Source organism: Actimicrobium sp. CCC2.4, assembly GCF_034347385.1.
Classification (GTDB): Bacteria; Pseudomonadota; Gammaproteobacteria; order Burkholderiales; family Burkholderiaceae_D; genus Actimicrobium.
Genome location: NZ_CP133777.1, coordinates 48,594 through 67,546, shown reverse-complemented (window position 1 = coordinate 67,546; position 18,953 = coordinate 48,594). Strand labels below are relative to the sequence as shown.

Sequence of the window (18,953 nt, the reverse complement as noted above, 5' to 3'; positions counted from 1 at the left end):
CGGATTGTGCTGTCGCTTGATTGACTCTGTCCCCATTTAAAAAAGATGGAGCAAATGGCGAATTTAAATTGACTCTGACCCTAATTAAAGAGGTTGCGCACAATTTTATGCTGCACTATCCTTAGCCCTCAAATTCGTCGGGCAGGGAGAACCGTTATGCAATCACAAGGTCTGTACGACCCATCCAATGAGCACGATGCCTGTGGCGTCGGTTTTATCGCCCACATCAAGGGTAACAAGAGCCACTCTATCGTCGAGCAAGGTCTGCTGATCCTGAAAAATCTGGATCACCGGGGCGCGGTCGGGGCGGACAAGTTGATGGGTGATGGCGCGGGTATCCTGATTCAAGTGCCTGACCAGTACTACCGCGAAGAGATGGCCTTGCTCGGAGTCGAGCTGCCGCCGCCTGGCGAGTACGGTGTCGGCATGGTGTTCCTGCCCAAAGAGAACGCATCGCGGATTGCCTGCGAACAGGAAATCGAACGCTCGGTCATGGCCGAAGGTCAGGTCGTGCTGGGCTGGCGCGACGTGCCGGTCGATATCACGATGCCGATGTCGCCGACCGTGCGCGACAAGGAACCCGTGATCCGTCAGATATTCATTGGTCGTGGTCCGGACATCATGGTCACCGATGCGCTCGAGCGCAAACTGTACGTGATTCGCAAATCGTCCGGTCACGCGATCCGTGCGCTGAACCTGCTGCACGGTCAGGAGTTTTTCGTGCCGTCGATGTCGGCCCGCACCGTGGTCTACAAGGGCTTGCTGCTGGCGGATCAGGTCGGCGTGTACTACAAGGATCTGCAAGATCCGCGCTGCGTCTCCGCGCTGGCGCTGGTGCATCAGCGTTTTTCGACCAACACGTTCCCGGAGTGGCCACTGGCCCACCCGTATCGCCTGATCGCGCACAATGGCGAGATCAATACCGTCAAGGGTAACTTCAACTGGATGCGGGCCCGCGAAGGCGTGATGAAGTCGTCCGTGCTGGGTGATGACCTCAAGAAATTGTTCCCACTGATCTATGAAGGCCAGTCCGATACTGCCAGCTTCGACAATGCGCTCGAACTGCTGATCATGGCCGGCTATCCGATCGCGCAGGCGATGATGATGATGATCCCGGAAGCCTGGGAAAATCACACCACGATGGACGACAACCGTCGCGCCTTCTACGAATACCATGCCGCGATGATGGAACCATGGGACGGTCCGGCCGCGATGGCCTTCACCGATGGCCGTCACATTGGCGGCACGCTCGACCGCAACGGCTTGCGCCCTGCACGCTACATCGTCACCGACGATGACCTGGTGGTGATGGCGTCGGAGTCCGGCGTGCTGCCGATTCCCGAGTCGAAGATCATCCAGAAATGGCGTCTGCAGCCGGGCAAGATGTTCCTGATCGACCTCGATGCCGGCCGTATCATCGGCGACAAGGAATTGAAAGATACCTACGCCAACGCCAAGCCGTACAAGCAGTGGATTGCGTCTGTTCGCATCCGTCTCAATACGCTGAAGGCCGAGCCGGTCGAGCCCGCCTCGACACTGCCGCTGATCGATCGCCAGCAACTGTTCGGCTACACCCAGGAAGACCTGAAGTTCCTGATGTCACCGATGGCCGCCAATGGCGAAGAAGCCACCGGTTCGATGGGCAATGACTCGCCGCTGGCCGTGATGTCCAACAAGAACAAGACGCTGTACCACTACTTCAAGCAACTGTTCGCACAAGTGACCAACCCGCCTATCGACCCGATCCGCGAAGCGATGGTGATGTCGCTGGTGTCGTTCATCGGTCCGAAGCCGAACTTGCTCGACACCAACAACATCAATCCACCGATGCGTCTCGAAGTCATGCAACCGGTGCTCGACTACAGCGACATCGCCAAGCTGCGCAATATCAGCGCGCACACGGGCGGCAAGTTCAAGTCGCATGAACTCAATATCTGCTACCCGGTTGCCTGGGGCAAGGAAGGTATCGAAGCACGGTTGGCTTCGCTGTGCGCGAAGGCGGTCGATGCCGTCCATTCAGGGCACAACATCCTGATCATTTCAGACCGCAAGGTCGATGGCGAGCAGGTCGCGATTCCGGCGCTGCTGGCGACTTCGGCGATCCACTTGCATCTGGTCAGCAAGGGCTTGCGCACCTCGACCGGGTTGGTCGTCGAAACCGGCTCGGCGCGCGAAACGCATCACTTCGCGCTGCTGGCGGGCTACGGCGCCGAAGCAATCCATCCGTACCTCGCGATGGATACATTGGCTGAAATGGCCGCCGGCCTGCCAGGCGAATTGTCGCCCGAGAAAGCCATCTACAACTATCAGAAAGCCGTCGGCAAGGGCTTGCTGAAAGTGATGTCGAAGATGGGTATCTCGACCTACATGTCGTATTGCGGCGCGCAGATTTTTGAAGCGATCGGCCTGAACAAAGGACTGGTCAACAAGTACTTCAAGGGTACCGCATCAAACGTTGAGGGTATCGGCGTGTTCGAAGTGGCCGAAGAAGCGTTGCGCCTGCATCGCGCTGCCTTCAGCAAGGATCCGGTACTGACCAACGCCCTCGAAGCCGGTGGTGAATACGCGTTCCGCGTGCGTGGTGAAGACCACATGTGGACGCCGGATGCGATTGCGAAACTGCAGCACTCAACCCGCGCCAACAACTTCAATACCTACAAGGAATACGCGCAGATCATCAATGACCAGTCGCAACGGCACATGACCTTGCGCGGCCTGTTCGAATTCAAGATCGATCCGGCCAAGGCGATCCCGCTCGACCAGGTCGAATCGGCCAAGGAAATCGTCAAGCGCTTCGCGACCGGCGCGATGTCGCTCGGGTCGATCTCGACCGAAGCGCATGCCACGTTGGCCATCGCGATGAACCGCATCGGCGGCAAGTCCAACACCGGCGAGGGCGGCGAAGATGCGCATCGCTACCAGCAGGAATTGAAAGGCATCCCGATCAAGCAGGGCGATTCGATGGCCTCGATTATTGGCGCAGAAAACGTCGTCGTCGACATCCCGCTGATGGCAGGCGATTCCTTGCGCTCGAAGATCAAGCAGGTTGCGTCAGGTCGTTTCGGTGTCACCGCCGAATACCTGTGCTCGGCCGACCAGATCCAGATCAAGATGGCGCAAGGCGCGAAGCCTGGCGAGGGCGGTCAGTTACCCGGTCATAAGGTTTCTGAATACATCGCCAAGCTGCGCTTCTCGGTGCCTGGTGTGGGCTTGATTTCACCGCCGCCGCATCACGATATCTATTCGATCGAAGATCTGGCGCAATTGATTCATGACCTGAAGAACGTCAATCCGAAAGCCTCGATCTCGGTCAAGCTGGTTTCCGAAGTCGGCGTCGGCACGATTGCCGCCGGTGTTGCCAAGGCCAAGTCGGATCATATCGTCATCGCCGGTCATGACGGTGGTACCGGTGCGTCGCCGTTGTCGTCGATCAAGCATGCCGGTTCGCCATGGGAACTCGGCCTGGCCGAGACCCAGCAAACCCTGGTACTTAACCGTCTGCGCAGCCGTATCCGCGTGCAGGCCGATGGCCAGATCAAGACCGGCCGCGATGTCGTCATCGCTGCCTTGCTGGGCGCTGACGAAGTTGGTTTCGCGACCGCGCCACTGGTGGTCGAAGGCTGCATCATGATGCGCAAATGCCACTTGAATACGTGCCCGGTGGGCGTGGCAACGCAGGATCCCGTACTGCGCGAAAAGTTTTCGGGCAAGCCGGAACATGTCGTCAATTTCTTCTTCTTCGTTGCCGAAGAAGCGCGCCAGATCATGGCCCAACTCGGGATCGCGACCTTCAACGAACTGATCGGCCGCGCCGACCTGCTCGATAAATCGAAAGCGGTCACCCACTGGAAAGCCAAGGGCCTCGACTTCAGCCGGATTTTTCATCTGCCGGACATGCCTGCCGACGAAGCACGCTATCACGTCGAAGAGCAGGATCACGGTCTGGAAGGTGCGCTCGATCACAAGCTGATCGCGCAAGCCAAGGCAGCGCTGGAAAAAGGCGAGCGGGTATCGTTCATCTCGCCGGTGCGCAATGTCAACCGCACCGTCGGCACGATGCTGTCGGGCGAAGTGGCCAAGAAATACGGCCATGACGGTTTGCCGGATGACACCATTCATATCCAGCTGCAAGGCACGGCAGGTCAATCGGCGGCAGCCTTCCTGGCGCACGGCATCACGATCGACCTGGTCGGTGAAGGCAACGATTACGTCGGCAAGGGCTTGTCAGGTGGACGCATCATCGTGCGGCCGAACACTGAATTCCGTGGTCGTGCAGTCGACAACATCATCGCCGGCAATACCGTGTTGTACGGCGCGATCTCCGGCGAGGCTTTTCTCAATGGCGTCGTGGGCGAGCGTTTTGCGGTACGTAATTCCGGTGCCACGGCCGTCGTCGAAGGCAGCGGTGACCATGGTTGCGAATACATGACCGGCGGTACCGTGGTCGTGCTGGGCGAGACAGGGCGTAACTTTGCCGCCGGCATGTCGGGTGGCATCGCCTACGTCTACGACCCGGAAGGCGATTTTGAAACCCGTTGCAATATGGCGATGGTAGCTCTCGATCTGGTGGTGCCGCATGCCGAGCAGGAAGCCATCGGCGACAAGCCGCGCTGGCACAGCCTGCAACGTAATGGCGAGGGCCAGACCGATGAAGCGATCCTGAAGGGGTTGATCGAGCGTCACTTCAAGTACACCGGCAGCACGCGCGCGCGCAATTTGCTGGATGACTGGAGTACTGCACGTAGCAAGTTCGTCAAGGTCTTTCCGACCGAGTACAAGCGCGCACTGGGCGAAATGGATGCGGCTCGCAAGGCCAAGGCCGGCAAGCAAAAAGTCGCAGCATAAGAAGAACAACGGCGCTGTCCGTTGCTGCAACGGACAGCGCACAACCTGGATCGATCATGGGAAAAGTAACTGGCTTCATGGAATTTCAGCGCCTCAAAGAGGCGAGCGAAGCGCCGCAGCTGCGCACCAAGCATTACAAGGAATTCACGCTGCACCTGACCGACGCCGAAGCCAAAGTGCAAGGCGCGCGCTGCATGGACTGCGGTATTCCGTTTTGTAATACCGGCTGCCCGGTCAACAACATCATTCCCGACTGGAATGACATGGTGTATCGCGGCAGTTATCGCGAAGCGCTGGAGACCTTGCACTCGACGAACAACTTCCCCGAGTTCACCGGCCGCATTTGCCCGGCACCGTGCGAAAGCGCCTGCACGCTCGGCATCAACAGCGACGCCGTCGGCATCAAGTCGATCGAGCATTTCATCATCGACAAGGGCTGGGAGAATGGCTGGGTCGTGCCGCAACCGTCGGCCACCAAAACCGGCAAGAAGATCGCCATTGTCGGCTCCGGTCCTGCCGGCATGGCAGCGGCGCAGCAACTGGCGCGGGTCGGCCACGATGTCACTGTGTTCGAAAAGAGTGATCGCGTTGGCGGCCTGCTGCGCTACGGTATCCCTGACTTCAAGATGGAAAAAATCCACATTGACCGTCGCGTCGAGCAAATGCAGGCCGAAGGCGTAACTTTCCGCACCGGCGTATTGATCGGCAAGGACTTCCCGGCCAACGTCAACAACTGGGCCAAGGAAACCATCTTCCCCGAGCAGCTCGAAAAAGACTTCGATGCCGTCATCGTCGCCGGTGGCGCAGAGCAACCGCGCGATTTGCCGGTGCCGGGTCGCGAGCTCAAGGGAGTGCATTTCGCGATGGACTTCCTGCCGCTCCAAAACAAGAGCTATGCCGGCGACAAGGTCAAGGACCAGATTCTCGCCGGCGGCAAGCATGTCATCGTCATCGGTGGCGGTGACACCGGTTCCGATTGCGTCGGTACCTCGAACCGTCAGGGTGCCACGTCGGTGGCCCAGTTCGAACTGATGCCGCAGCCGCCGGAAGAAGAAAACAAGCCGATGGTCTGGCCGTACTGGCCGACCAAGCTTCGTACCTCGTCGTCGCATGAAGAAGGTTGCGATCGCGATTGGGCGGTCGCTACCAAGCGTCTCGAAGGCAAAAACGGCAAGGTCGATAAGCTCATTGCCGCGCGCGTCGAATGGAAAGACGGCCGCATGCAGGAAGTGCCGGATTCGGAATTCGAACTGAAAGCCGATCTGGTCTTTCTGGCCATGGGTTTCGTCTCGCCGGTGGCGCAAGTGCTGGAAGCGTTCGGCGTCGAGAAAGATAGCCGCGGCAATGTCAAGGCCACGACCGATGGTGCTGGTTGCTACCAGACTTCGGTGCCAAAGGTGTTTGCTGCCGGCGACATGCGTCGTGGTCAGTCGTTGGTCGTGTGGGCGATTCGCGAAGGCCGCCAGTGCGCGCGTGCCGTCGATGAATTCCTGATGGGCGAGTCGGTCCTGCCTCGCTGATTTTTCCGCCTCACAAACCGGAGTGGCTTTTCATCACAGCCATTCCGGGGTTTGTTGTGCAGCGCACATAGTAATCTGCCGATCTGAACTACAATCACGCTTTTGCATCAACCTGGCCGCACCGTGCCCAATCTAGTCGAAATCCGCGAACTGCATTTTGCTTATGGAGAGCGCCCGATCCTGTCGGGCGTCCGAATGGATTTTCCACGTGGCAAGGTCATTGCCGTCATGGGCGGTTCCGGTTCCGGCAAGACCACGGTCTTGCGCCTGATCGGTGGGCAACTGGTGCCGCAAGCAGGTGCCGTGACGGTCAATGGCGCGGTAGTGCATGAGCTCACCGGCCAGAACTTGATGGCATTGCGGCGCAATATGGGCATGCTGTTCCAGCATGGCGCGCTATTCACGGACCTGAGTGTTTTCGAGAACGTGGCTTTTCCGCTGCGCGAGCATACGGATTTGCCGGAGGCGTTATTGCGCGATCTGGTGCTGCTGAAATTGCAGGCAGTGGGCTTGCGCAATGCGGCGCAGCTCAAGCCATCCGAGATTTCCGGCGGCATGGCGCGACGCGTAGCGCTGGCGCGTGCCATCGCGCTGGATCCGCAATTGATCATGTATGACGAACCGTTCGCCGGCCTCGATCCGATTTCGATGGGTGTCACGGCCAACCTGATTCGTCGTCTCAATGATGTGCTGGGTTCGACCTCCATTCTGGTATCGCATGACGTCAATGAATCCTTCCTGATCGCGGATTACGTGTATTTCCTTTCCGCAGGCAAGATTGTGGCCGAAGGCACGCCGGCGGCAATGCGGGAGTCGACTGATCCGTATGTCCGGCAATTCGTCCACGCCGATGCCGATGGTCCGGTGCCGTTCCACTATCCCGGCAAGTCGCTGGCAGCCGACCTCGGCCTGGAGGCGACATGATGCTCGACTGGATCGCCGCACTCGGGAGCCGGGTTGCCGGATTTTTGCAACAAATTGGCCATGCCGCACGCGCCTTTCTGGCGATTATGCGGGCTTCCGCCGGGCTCTGGCGCAGGCCGCGACTCATTACCGACCAGATTCATTTTGTCGGTAATTATTCGCTGGTGATCATCGCCGTGTCGGGTCTGTTCGTGGGGTTTGTCCTTGGTTTGCAGGGTTACTACACGCTCAATCGTTACGGTTCCGAGCAGGCGCTGGGTCTGCTGGTGGCCTTGTCACTGGTGCGCGAACTCGGGCCGGTGGTCACGGCATTGCTGTTTGCCGGCCGCGCCGGAACGTCGCTGACGGCCGAGATCGGCCTGATGAAAGCCGGCGAGCAATTGTCGGCAATGGAAATGATGGCGGTCGATCCGATACAGCGGGTGCTGGCGCCGCGGTTCTGGGCCGGGGTCATTGCGATGCCGGTACTGGCGGCGATATTTAGTGCCGTTGGTATCGTTGGCGGCTATGTCGTCGGCGTGCAGATGATCGGTATTGACGAAGGCGCGTTCTGGTCACAGATGCAGAGTGGCGTTGATGTCTGGCAGGACATTGCCAATGGCGTCCTGAAAAGTTTTGTATTCGGTATTGCGGTCACCTTCATTGCGCTGTTTCAGGGTTATGAGGCCCAGCCAACGCCGGAAGGTGTTGCCCGGGCTACCACGCGGACGGTGGTCATCGGTTCGCTGACCGTGCTGTGGCTGGACTTTCTGATGACGGCGCTCATGTTCAACTGATCGTGCGCTGGAAAAAATACAAACGTGACGCATCGTGTAACGCAATAACTAGTTAGGGTATCGGATCATGCAACGAAAATCACTGGATCTATGGGTAGGCCTGTTCGTTCTGCTGGGGGCGGTAGCCTTGTTTTTCCTGGCCATGAAGGCAGGCAATCTGAGTTCGCTATCGTTTGCGCAAACGTATCCGGTCACGATGCGCTTCGATAATATCGGCGGACTCAAGCCGCGCGCGCCCGTCAAGAGTGCCGGCGTGGTAGTCGGTCGCGTGGCTGATATTGCGTTTAACGACCAGCGTTTTCAGGCTTCCGTGACCGTCAACATGGAGACCCGCTACAAATTCCCCAAAGATAGCTCGGCAAAAATCCTGACTTCAGGCTTGCTGGGAGAGCAGTACATAGGCCTCGAACCAGGCGGCGATACGAATCTGCTCGCTGCCGGTGACAATATAAGAATGACGCAATCGGCCCTGGTCCTCGAGAATCTGATCACTCAGTTCTTGTTCAGCAAGGCAGCCGACGGAAAGGATGAGAAAAAATGAACCCTGTTTTGAAACGCATCACGATGCTGGTCCTGGCGGTTGCCATATCCGGTTGTGCCACCAGCCGCAATCCGCAGGATCCTTTTGAGACCTACAACCGCGCCATGTTCAGCTTCAATGACGGACTCGACCGGGTGGCGCTCAAGCCTGCGGCGACCGTCTACAAGAACGTGTTGCCGCAATTCGTGCAAACCGGCGTAGGTAATTTTTTCGGTAACCTTGGTGATGTCTGGACCGCGGTCAATAATCTCTTGCAGGGAAAAGTCGAAGATGGCCTGAATGACTTCATGCGCGTCGCCGTCAACAGCACGCTAGGACTGGGTGGTTTGCTCGACATCGGTTCGGAAGCAGGACTGCAAAAGCATCGCGAAGATTTTGGTCAGACCCTGGGCCGTTGGGGCGTGGCTTCAGGCCCGTACGTGGTCTTGCCCTTGTTCGGCTCGTCGACCTTGCGTGACACTGCAGCGACTCCGCTCGACATCGTTGGTGATCCGTGGACTTACAAGGATCCAACCAATGTGCGCAACATGGGAACGGCGCTGCGTCTGGTCGACTTGCGTGCCAGCGTGCTGGATGCGTCCAGCCTGATCGAAGACGCCGCGCTGGATCGCTATGAATTCATCCGCGATGCTTATCTGCAGCGCCGCCAGAGCCGGGTTTATGACGGTGACGTACCCAGGGGTAAAGGGCGCCGCTCGACGGTGGATGATTCGTACTTGAATGAGCGCTCGGCGGCCTCACCTGTTGACAGTGCCGTTGCGGTTCCTGGCATCGAGCCGCTTCAGGCTCCGGTGCCAGAGCAGGCACCGTCCGCGCAGTTGAGTGTCAAGGCAGAGTAAGTCCGGACGCAGATCCAGGGCTCAGTTACCGAAATGGGAAATCATGAAAAAATTTAAACAGTTGTTCGCTGCAGTCGTCACCCTTGGCATGTTGTCGTTCACCGGTGGTGCCGTTGCTGCAGAGACGGAAGCGCCCGACGCGCTGGTCAAGCGCATTAGCCAGGAAGTTCTCGATATTGCCAAGTCCGACAAGGCCATTCAGGGCGGTAACCAGCAGCGCGTGCTGCAAGTCGTCGAAGAGAAAATTCTGCCTTCCGTCGATTTCCAGAAAATGACTGCACTGGCCGCCGGACGCTTCTGGCGTAACGCAACACCCGAGCAGCAACAGCAACTGACGACGCAATTTCGCAGCCTGCTGGTCTACACGTATTCGGGTGCTATCTCGCAGGTGCGTGACCAGAAAGTCCAGTTCCTGCCGATGCGTTCACTGCCAGCCGATACCGATGTTGAAGTGCGCTCGCAGGTATTGCAATCACGCGGCGAGCCTATCCAACTCAATTACCGGCTGGAGAAAACCGCTGCCGGCTGGCGCATCTATGACGTCAATGTTCTCGGTGCCTGGCTGGTCGAGACCTACAAAAGCACGTTCGCTGCCGAAATCGGCCGCGGTGGTATCGATGGTCTGATCAAGGCGCTGACCGACAAGAACAAGTCTCTCGCCGGTAAATCGGGGAGCTGATTGACCGCCATGTTTGCACCTGCCCGGACACTGACGTTCGATACCGCCAAAAGCGTACTTGAGGCCGGCCTGGGCGCGATCGCCACAGGGCAGCAAGTCATCGATCTGGCGCAGGTCGAGCGCGTCGATTCAAGTGCCGTCGCTGTCCTGCTGGCCTGGCAGCGCGCGGCACGGGAACGTGGTGTACCGCTCAGGTTTTCCAATCCGTCTGTCAGCCTCTCCAGCCTGGCTAACTTGTACGGTGTCGCCGATCTGCTGCAGGCCGGTATCGACGCTGACCATTCTATCGCCGTGCCACATCACTGACCCTGCTGCACGGCGGGCGGCTTCCGGCAACGGAAATCCCCTATAATCGGTACCCTTAATCCAGCAACGGACCACCTGGTGCCTCCGTTTTTTGCTCACTTCCGACTGACCTCCGGATCATTTCCAAGAATTGCGCAACTGCCTCCATGGCCGCCATCCAGATTACCAACGTAGAAAAAAGCTACCAGTCGCTGCGTGCGCTCGACCGCGTTTCGCTGTCGATCGAGCAGGGCGAGTTTTTTGGCCTGCTCGGACCGAACGGCGCCGGCAAGACCACGCTAATCTCGATTATCGCGGGTCTCAGCCGGCCCGATTCCGGCACCGTCACGGTCGAAGGCCATGATGTCGTCACCGATTACCGCGCCGCGCGCGCCCGCCTTGGCGTGGTGCCGCAGGAACTGGTGTTCGATCCGTTTTTTTCGGTGCGCGAAACCTTGCGCATGCAGTCCGGCTATTTCGGCCTGAAGAACAACGACAAGTGGATCGACGAGATCATGCATCACCTCGATTTGACCAATAAAGCCGACGCCAACATGCGCTCGCTGTCGGGTGGCATGAAGCGCCGCGTACTGGTGGCGCAGGCGCTGGTGCACAAGCCGCCGGTGATCGTGCTCGACGAGCCAACCGCCGGCGTCGATGTGGAACTACGTCAGACCTTGTGGAAATTTGTTGCCCGCCTCAATCGCGAAGGCCACACCGTAGTGCTGACCACGCATTATCTCGAAGAAGCGCAAGCCCTGTGCACCCGCGTGGCGATGCTGAAAGCCGGCAAAGTGGTGGCGTTGGACTCGACGGCCAACCTGATCAAGCGCATCTCCGGCTCGCAACTGGTGGTGCACCTGGCCAGCGGTGTGCTGCCGGATAGCCTCAAGCCGCTGGTGACGAATCCCGAGCAGCTACTCGGCGGTAATCAATTCACCTTGCGCGTCAATGGCTACAACGATGTCGAACCTATCCTGGCGCGCTTGCGCGAAGGTGGTGTGGTCATCGAAGACATGCAGCTCAAGCAGGCTGATCTCGAAGACGTATTCCTGCAAATTATGGACGGTGACAAATGATCGGTTTCCAGACACTGTTCTATAAGGAAGTTCTGCGTTTCTGGAAGGTCGCGACGCAAACGCTGACCGCGCCTATCGTTACCGCGATGCTGTACCTGATGATTTTCGGCCACGTGCTCGAAGGCCGGGTCGAGGTCTATCCGGGCGTCGGCTATACCGCCTTCCTGATTCCCGGCCTGGTCATGATGAGCATCCTGCAAAACGCGTTTGCCAATTCGTCGTCGTCGCTGATCCAGTCCAAGATCACCGGCAACCTGGTCTTTGTGATGCTGCCGCCGCTGTCGCACTGGGAACTGTTCAGTGCCTATGTGCTGGCGGCAGTGGTGCGCGGTTTCGCGGTCGGCGCCGGTGTCTTCATCATCACCGCATGGTTCGCAAAACTGTCGTTCGTTGCACCGTGGTGGATCCTGGTGTTCGCGTTGCTGGGTGCGACCATGCTGGGCACGATGGGCTTGATCGCCGGTATCTGGGCCGAGAAATTCGACCAGCTCGCGGCCTTCCAGAACTTTCTGATCATGCCGGCGACCTTTTTGTCAGGCGTGTTTTATTCGATCCATTCGTTGTCGCCGACATGGCAGACGGTATCGCACTTCAACCCGTTCTTCTACATGATCGACGGTTTCCGCTTTGGCTTTTTCGGGCAGTCCGATGTCAACCCGCTGTTGAGTCTGGCGATCGTCTCCGCTTTCTCGCTGTTGTTGGCCGCCATCGCGGTCGGCATGCTCAAGAGCGGCTACAAGCTGCGCCACTGAACACGTTTTTTTAAAGAGCCCGTCATGTTTCCTACTCCAGAACTCGTCAAGAATTACATCGCCGCCGGCCTCGCCTGCAGTCACGTTGAAGTCGAAGGTGATGGCCAGCATTTCAAGGCTGTCATTGTCTCTGACGCGTTTGCCGGCAAGCGCCTGATCCAGCGCCACCAGATCGTCTACGCCGCGCTGGGTGATCGCATGCGCGAAGAAATCCATGCGCTGTCGATGAAGACCCTGACGCCCGAGGAGTTCGCCAACAATGGATAAACTCCTCATCACGGGTGGCAACCGCCTGTCCGGCGACATCTTCATTTCGGGTGCCAAGAATGCTGCACTGCCGATCCTGTGCGCCGGATTGCTGACCGCCGACAGCGTGCAGCTATCGAACGTGCCGCAACTGCAGGACGTGACGACCATGCTCAAGCTGCTGCGCCAGATGGGCTTGCGCGCGGAGCAGGAGGGCAACCAGGTCATGCTCAATGGGGCGGCTATTGACAAGCTCGAAGCGCCGTATGACATGGTCAAGACCATGCGTGCTTCGATCCTGGTGCTCGGTCCGCTGCTGGCCCGTTTCGGCGAAGCCAAGGTCTCGCTGCCGGGCGGATGCGCAATCGGTTCGCGTCCGGTCGATCAGCACATCAAGGGCTTGCAGGCGATGGGTGCCGAGATCACGATCGAAGCCGGTTACATCCATGCGCGTGCCAAGAAGCTCAAGGGCACGCGCATCGTCACCGATATGATCACCGTTACCGGCACCGAGAATCTGCTGATGGCAGCCACGCTTGCCGATGGCGAGACCATCCTCGAAAACGCCGCCCGTGAGCCCGAAGTCGCCGACCTGGCCCACCTGCTGGTAGCGATGGGTGCGAAGATCGCTGGCATAGGCACCGACCGCCTGGTCATCCAGGGCGTCGCCAGTTTGCATGGCGCAGAACACACCGTCATCGCCGACCGCATCGAGACCGGCACGTTTTTGTGCGCGGTCGCTGCCACCGGCGGTGACGTTATCCTGAAAAACACCCGCAGCGATATCCTTGATGTCGCGCTCGACAAGTTGCGCGAAGCCGGCGTGATCCTGACCTCCGGCCCCGACTGGATCCGGGTCCAGATGGCCGCACGTCCGAAAGCGATCAGCTTCCGTACCACCGAGTATCCTGGCTTTCCGACCGATATGCAGGCCCAGTTCATGGCCTTGAATTGCATCGCCGATGGCACCAGTCATGTTACCGAAACCATCTTCGAAAACCGCTTCATGCATGTGCAGGAAATGAACCGGCTGGGCGCGGCCATCGATATCGAAGGCAACATCGCCATCGTCAAGGGTGTCGATAAATTCGTCGGCGCACCGGTCATGGCGACCGACTTGCGCGCGTCGGCTTCGCTGGTCATTGCCGGCCTCGCCGCGCAAGGCCAGACCCTGATCGAACGCATCTATCACCTGGACCGCGGTTACGACCGCATGGAAGTCAAATTGTCGGCAGTCGGCGCACAGATCGAGCGAGTCAAATGAATATTCCAGTCGAGCAGCAACTGACCCTGGCCCTGTCAAAAGGGCGCATCTTCGAAGAAACCATTCCGCTGCTCGAAGCCGCCGGCATCATGGTTACCGAAGATCCCGAAACCTCGCGCAAGCTGATCCTGCCGACCAATGATCCGTACGTGCGCGTCATCATCGTGCGTGCCTCGGACGTGCCGACCTACGTGCAATACGGCGCTGCCGATTTTGGCGTGGCCGGCAAGGATGTCCTGTACGAGCATGGTGGCGAAGGCCTGTATCAGCCGATCGACCTCAATATCGCCAATTGCCGGATGTCTGTGGCGGTGCAGGCCGGCTTCGATTACGCCACTGCGGTGCGCCATGGTGCGCGCCTGCGGGTCGCAACCAAGTACGTGCAAACCGCGCGCGAGCATTTTGCGTCCAAGGGTGTGCACGTCGACCTGATCAAGCTGTACGGATCGATGGAGCTGGCACCGCTGGTGGGCTTGTCGGACGCCATCGTCGACATGGTCAGCACCGGCAACACGCTGCGCGCCAACAACCTCGTCGAAGTCGAACACATCATGGAAATCTCGGCGCGGCTGGTGGTCAACCAGGCGGCACTGAAACTCAAGCGCGAGCGCTTGCAACCCATCCTCGACGCATTCGAAAAAGCCTCAAGGACCTAACATTTTCACAGGCATGCCATGACACTCCCGATCCGCAAACTCGATTCCACCGAACCTGATTTTCTTGCCCGGCTTGATGCCGTGCTGGCCTTCGAGGCCGGCGAAGATGCTGCCATCGACCAGGCCGCTGCGACCATACTCGCCGCCGTCAAACTGCGTGGCGACGACGCCGTGCTCGAGTTCACCAATCAGTTCGACCGGCTTGCCGCCGACCGTGTCAGTACCCTTGAAATCCCGCAGGCCGAATTGCAGGCGGCGTTGCTCGGCCTGTCGCCGGTACGCCGCGACGCGTTGCAGCAAGCTGCCGATCGCGTGCGCAGTTATCACGAACGCCAGAAAGCCGAATGCGGTTCGGCCGGCTTTACCTACACCGAAGCCGACGGCACCGTGCTGGGCCAGAAAGTCACGCCGCTCGACCGCGTCGGCATCTACGTCCCCGGTGGCAAGGCGGCCTATCCGTCGTCGGTACTGATGAACGCGATTCCGGCCAAAGTGGCCGGCGTGCCGGAAGTGATCATGGTGGTGCCGACGCCTGCCGGCGTCAAAAACCAGCTGGTGCTGGCCGCCGCCGCGATTGCCGGTGTCGATCGCGTCTTCACGATCGGTGGCGCGCAAGCCGTCGGTGCACTGGCCTACGGCACCGCAACGATCCCGCAAGTCGACAAGATCGTCGGTCCCGGCAATGCGTATGTGGCTGCCGCCAAGCGCCGCGTATTCGGCATCGTCGGCATCGACATGATCGCCGGCCCGTCCGAGATCCTCGTCATCTGCGATGGCAGCACCGATCCCGACTGGATCGCGATGGACCTGTTTTCGCAAGCCGAACACGACGAGCTGGCGCAATCGATTTTGCTGTGTCCGGACGCCGCCTATCTGCTGGCGGTCGAAGCCAGCATCAACCGGCTGCTGGAAGAGATGCCGCGCAAGGACGTCATCGCCACCTCGCTGACGAACCGCGGCGCGCTGATCAAGGTGCGTAGCATGGAAGAAGCCTGCGAGATCGCCAACCGCATCGCCGCCGAGCATCTGGAAATTTCGGCGGCTGACCCGCAGCGCTGGGCCGACCAGATCCGCCACGCCGGTGCGATGTTCCTTGGTCGTTTTTCGTCGGAGTCGCTGGGCGATTATTGCGCCGGACCGAACCATGTGCTGCCGACCTCGCGCACGGCGCGCTTCTCGTCGCCGCTGGGTGTGTATGACTTCCAGAAGCGCTCGTCGATCATCCATGTCAGCGCCGCCGGTGCGATCACGCTGGGCAAGATTGCGGCCGAACTCGCTTATGGCGAAGGCTTGCAGGCCCATGCCCGCTCGGCAGAAATGCGCTTGCGATGACAGCCGGATCGCGTCGTGGCTGACTGGCACAACCAGGTCTTTTGCGAAGACGCGCTGGCAGGACTGGCACGCATTCCCGATGGTGCGATCGACCTGATTCTGGCCGATCCGCCGTACGGGCTGGGTAAGGATTATGGCAATGATTCGGACAAGCTGGCGACTGCCGAGTATCTGGCCTGGATGGAATGCTGGATCGACGCCGCGCTGCCCAAGCTCAAGCCCAACGGCAGCCTGTACATTTTCCTGACCTGGCGCTATTCGCCGGAAATTTTCGTGCTCCTGAAGCAGCGCATGACGATGGTCAACGAAATTATCTGGGATCGTCGCGTGCCATCGATGGGCGGCACGGTGCGCAAGTATTCCTCGGTGCATGACACGATCGGTTTTTTCGCCAACAGCAAGGACTACTATTTCGACCTCGACGCGATCCGGATTGCGTACGATGCGGTCACCAAGAAAGCCCGTTCGCGCTCGATTTTTGTCGGCGCGAAATGGCTGGAGCTGGGCTACAACCCGAAGGATGTCTGGAGCGTGTCGCGCCTGCACCGCGAACACCGCGAGCGCGCCGATCATCCGACCCAGAAGCCGCTTGAAATCATTGAGCGCATGGTCAAGGCATCGTGTCCGCCGGGCGGCATCGTGCTCGATCCGTTCATGGGCAGCGGCACCACGGCGGTTGCCGCAAAACGCACGGGCCGCCAGTTTGTCGGCTTCGAACTCAATGCTGATTATTGCGCGATGATTGCGCAGCGACTCGCGCAACTCGATACCAACGCGCAAGTTGCAGCCTGATTTTTACCTAGCTTACGGACCTCTATCATGTCGTTAATCGAAAATATCATCCGCCCCGAAGTCCGTGCGCTGTCGGCGTATCACGTCCAGGATGCCGACGGCTTCCTGAAGCTCGATGCGATGGAAAACCCGTACCAGCTGTCGGCGCAATTGCGTGCAGCACTCGGTGCGCGGCTGGCCGACGTCGCAATGAACCGCTATCCGGTGCCGAGCTACACCACGCTCAAAGCCAGTCTGTGCGCCAGCTTCGGCGTGCCGGCCGGCTTCGATGTCGTGCTTGGGAATGGCTCCGATGAATTGATTGCGATGGTGTCGGTAGCCTGTGCGCGACCGGGGGCAAAAGTGCTGGCACCAGTGCCGGGCTTCGTGATGTACGCGATGTCGGCGCGCTTCGCCGGCATGGAATTTGTCGGCGTGCCGCTGCAGGCCGACCTGACGCTGGACTTGCCGGCGATGCTGGCAGCGATCGTTCAGCACCGGCCGGCGATTACGTATCTGGCGTACCCGAACAACCCGACCGGCACAATGTTCGAGGCCGACGACATCGTTGCGATCCTGCAGGCGGTCGGCGATAGCGGTGTCGTCATCGTCGATGAAGCCTACCAGCCCTTTGCGCCGGCCAGCTTCATGCCGCGCCTGGCCGAGTTCGATAATCTGCTGGTCATGCGCACCGTCTCCAAGCTCGGACTGGCCGGCATCCGCCTTGGCTACATGTCGGGCAGTGCGGCCTTGCTGGCCGAATTCGACAAGGTGCGTCCGCCTTATAACATCAACGTGCTGACGCAGACCGCCGCCGAATTCGTGCTCGAACATACCGACATGTTGGCCGCGCAGGCCACGATCCTGCGCGAGCAGCGCACCGTCCTCGGAGCGGCGCTCGCAGCCCTGCCGGGCGTCGAAGTGTTCCCGTCGGCCGCCAACTTCTTGCTGATCCGGATTCGCGGCAAGGGCAAAACCGGCGACGATGTTTTTGCCGATCTGCTGGCCCGCAAAGTACTGGTTAAAAATGTAGGTAAAATGCACGCTCTGCTGGAAGATTGCCTGCGGATTACCGTCAGCACGCCGGAAGAGAACGCCTCCTTCCTGGCCGCAATTTCCGCCTCCCTCTCATCGTCATCTGGACCGCACCATGCCAACCGCACCTGAACTCCAGCGCATCGCCGCTGTCACGCGCAACACCAACGAGACCAAGATCCGCGTCACGATCAACCTCGACGGGTCCGGACGTCAAAGCCTGAACTCGGGCGTGCCGTTCCTTGATCACATGATGGATCAGATCGCCCGTCATGGCCTGTTCGACCTTGATGTCGAATGCGACGGTGACCTGCACATCGACGCGCATCACACGGTCGAGGACATCGGCATCACGATCGGTCAGGCCTTCGCGCTGGCCATCGGCGACAAGAAAGGCGTGCGTCGCTACGGCCATGCCTACGTGCCGCTCGATGAGGCGCTGTCGCGCGTCGTGATCGATTGTTCCGGTCGTCCGGGGCTCGAATTCAATGTGCCTTTCACGCGGTCCATGATCGGTGCATTCGATGTCGATCTGGTGCACGAGTTCTTTCAGGGTTTCGTCAATCACGCACTGGTCACGCTGCACATCGACAACCTGCGCGGTGACAATGCCCATCATCAATGCGAGACCGTGTTCAAGGCGTTCGGTCGTGCATTGCGCATGGCCGCCGAACGCGATCCGCGCTCGGCCGGTACGATTCCGTCGACCAAAGGTTCGCTCTAATTGGCAGCTTTTCTTTCATTGATGTCAGACCTTCAAGCATGAACAAAATTGTAGTAGTCGATTACGGCATGGGGAATTTGCGCTCGGTAGCGCAAGCCTTGCGCCATGTGGCACCGGACGCCGATGTGCGGATTTCGGGCGACGTGCAGGATATCGTGACCGCTGACCGGCTGGTCTTGCCGGGGCAGGGCGCGATTCCGGATTGCATGCGCAGCCTGCGCGAGTCGGGCTTGCAGGACGCCTTGCTTGCCGCCGTGCGTAACAAGCCGCTGCTCGGTGTCTGCGTCGGCGAGCAATTGCTGTTCGACTGGAGCGAAGAAGGCGATACGCCGGGTCTGGGCTTATTGCCAGGCAAGGTCGTCAAGTTCCAGCTCGATGGCCAGTTGCAGGAAGACGGTTCGCGTTTCAAGGTGCCGCAAATGGGATGGAACCGGGTTCGCCAGACGATCGCACATCCGCTCTGGGAAGGTATTCCCGACCAGAGTTATTTCTATTTCGTGCACAGTTATTACGCCCGGCCTGCCGAACCGTCGCATGTCGCCGGCGAAAGCTTGTACGGCGCGGCGTTTGCCTGTGCGGTCGCGCGTGATAATATTTTCGCGACCCAGTTCCATCCCGAAAAAAGTGCCTCGGCCGGTCTGCAGCTCTACAAGAATTTCGTGCACTGGAATCCCTGAGCGCGGTC

General features: G+C 59.4%; 18 protein-coding genes. All 18 read left to right on the top strand.

Going from position 1 to position 18,953, the window contains the following annotated elements:
* Positions 1–156 precede the first annotated feature (156 nt).
* The 18 genes from RHM62_RS00350 to hisH all read left to right on the top strand — a co-directional run bounded on the left by RHM62_RS00350 (position 157) and on the right by hisH (position 18,945).
* A complete protein-coding gene (locus tag RHM62_RS00350; RefSeq protein WP_322123633.1) occupies positions 157–4,845 on the top strand; it encodes a glutamate synthase-related protein in 4,689 nt (1,562 codons plus the stop codon).
* A 56-nt stretch (positions 4,846–4,901) separates the two neighbouring features.
* The gene (locus tag RHM62_RS00345) at positions 4,902–6,365 is read left to right on the top strand and encodes a glutamate synthase subunit beta (protein ID WP_322123632.1); all 1,464 of its coding nucleotides are present in this window, start codon (positions 4,902–4,904) and stop codon (positions 6,363–6,365) included.
* Between the two features lie 123 nt (positions 6,366–6,488).
* Complete coding sequence (locus tag RHM62_RS00340) at positions 6,489–7,289, top strand: ABC transporter ATP-binding protein (RefSeq protein WP_322123631.1); 801 nt, start codon at positions 6,489–6,491, stop codon at positions 7,287–7,289.
* Positions 7,289–8,065, top strand: a complete 777-nt coding sequence (mlaE, locus tag RHM62_RS00335; RefSeq protein ID WP_416172306.1) for a lipid asymmetry maintenance ABC transporter permease subunit MlaE — start codon at positions 7,289–7,291, stop codon at positions 8,063–8,065. The genes RHM62_RS00340 and mlaE overlap by 1 nt, the downstream gene beginning before the upstream one ends.
* A 67-nt stretch (positions 8,066–8,132) precedes the next feature.
* The gene (gene mlaD / locus RHM62_RS00330; RefSeq protein ID WP_322123629.1) at positions 8,133–8,606 is read left to right on the top strand and encodes an outer membrane lipid asymmetry maintenance protein MlaD; all 474 of its coding nucleotides are present in this window, start codon (positions 8,133–8,135) and stop codon (positions 8,604–8,606) included.
* Complete coding sequence (locus tag RHM62_RS00325; protein ID WP_322123628.1) at positions 8,603–9,445, top strand: VacJ family lipoprotein; 843 nt, start codon at positions 8,603–8,605, stop codon at positions 9,443–9,445. The genes mlaD and RHM62_RS00325 overlap by 4 nt, the downstream gene beginning before the upstream one ends.
* 43 nt (positions 9,446–9,488) lie before the next feature.
* Positions 9,489–10,124 (top strand): ABC transporter substrate-binding protein, encoded by a 636-nt coding sequence (locus RHM62_RS00320; RefSeq protein WP_322123627.1) that lies wholly within the window; start codon positions 9,489–9,491, stop codon positions 10,122–10,124.
* A gap of 9 nt (positions 10,125–10,133) precedes the next feature.
* Positions 10,134–10,430 (top strand): STAS domain-containing protein, encoded by a 297-nt coding sequence (locus RHM62_RS00315; RefSeq protein WP_322123626.1) that lies wholly within the window; start codon positions 10,134–10,136, stop codon positions 10,428–10,430.
* A 146-nt stretch (positions 10,431–10,576) separates the two neighbouring features.
* On the top strand, positions 10,577–11,488 hold the full coding sequence (locus RHM62_RS00310) for an ABC transporter ATP-binding protein (protein WP_322123625.1): 912 nt from the start codon (positions 10,577–10,579) through the stop codon (positions 11,486–11,488).
* Positions 11,485–12,240 carry an ABC transporter permease gene (locus RHM62_RS00305; RefSeq protein ID WP_322123624.1) on the top strand — a complete coding sequence of 252 codons (756 nt, stop codon included), beginning with the start codon at positions 11,485–11,487 and terminating at the stop codon, positions 12,238–12,240. The genes RHM62_RS00310 and RHM62_RS00305 overlap by 4 nt, the downstream gene beginning before the upstream one ends.
* Positions 12,241–12,264: 24 nt before the next feature.
* Positions 12,265–12,507 carry a BolA family protein gene (locus RHM62_RS00300; RefSeq protein WP_009668075.1) on the top strand — a complete coding sequence of 81 codons (243 nt, stop codon included), beginning with the start codon at positions 12,265–12,267 and terminating at the stop codon, positions 12,505–12,507.
* Positions 12,500–13,750: a UDP-N-acetylglucosamine 1-carboxyvinyltransferase gene (gene murA / locus RHM62_RS00295; protein ID WP_322123623.1), complete on the top strand. Its 1,251-nt coding sequence runs from the start codon at positions 12,500–12,502 to the stop codon at positions 13,748–13,750. The genes RHM62_RS00300 and murA overlap by 8 nt, the downstream gene beginning before the upstream one ends.
* Positions 13,747–14,406, top strand: coding sequence for an ATP phosphoribosyltransferase (hisG, locus tag RHM62_RS00290; protein WP_322123622.1), 660 nt, complete (start codon positions 13,747–13,749; stop codon positions 14,404–14,406). The genes murA and hisG overlap by 4 nt, the downstream gene beginning before the upstream one ends.
* Before the next feature lie 18 nt (positions 14,407–14,424).
* Positions 14,425–15,738: a histidinol dehydrogenase gene (hisD, locus tag RHM62_RS00285; RefSeq protein WP_322123621.1), complete on the top strand. Its 1,314-nt coding sequence runs from the start codon at positions 14,425–14,427 to the stop codon at positions 15,736–15,738.
* A gap of 15 nt (positions 15,739–15,753) precedes the next feature.
* Complete coding sequence (locus tag RHM62_RS00280) at positions 15,754–16,530, top strand: site-specific DNA-methyltransferase (RefSeq protein WP_322123620.1); 777 nt, start codon at positions 15,754–15,756, stop codon at positions 16,528–16,530.
* Positions 16,531–16,557: 27 nt separating this feature from the next.
* Positions 16,558–17,676: a histidinol-phosphate transaminase gene (hisC, locus tag RHM62_RS00275; RefSeq protein WP_322123619.1), complete on the top strand. Its 1,119-nt coding sequence runs from the start codon at positions 16,558–16,560 to the stop codon at positions 17,674–17,676.
* Positions 17,660–18,268 (top strand): imidazoleglycerol-phosphate dehydratase HisB, encoded by a 609-nt coding sequence (gene hisB / locus RHM62_RS00270; RefSeq protein ID WP_322123618.1) that lies wholly within the window; start codon positions 17,660–17,662, stop codon positions 18,266–18,268. Before hisC ends, hisB begins: the two co-directional genes overlap by 17 nt.
* Positions 18,269–18,306: 38 nt before the next feature.
* Positions 18,307–18,945 carry an imidazole glycerol phosphate synthase subunit HisH gene (hisH, locus tag RHM62_RS00265; RefSeq protein WP_322123617.1) on the top strand — a complete coding sequence of 213 codons (639 nt, stop codon included), beginning with the start codon at positions 18,307–18,309 and terminating at the stop codon, positions 18,943–18,945.
* Positions 18,946–18,953: the final 8 nt, after the last annotated feature.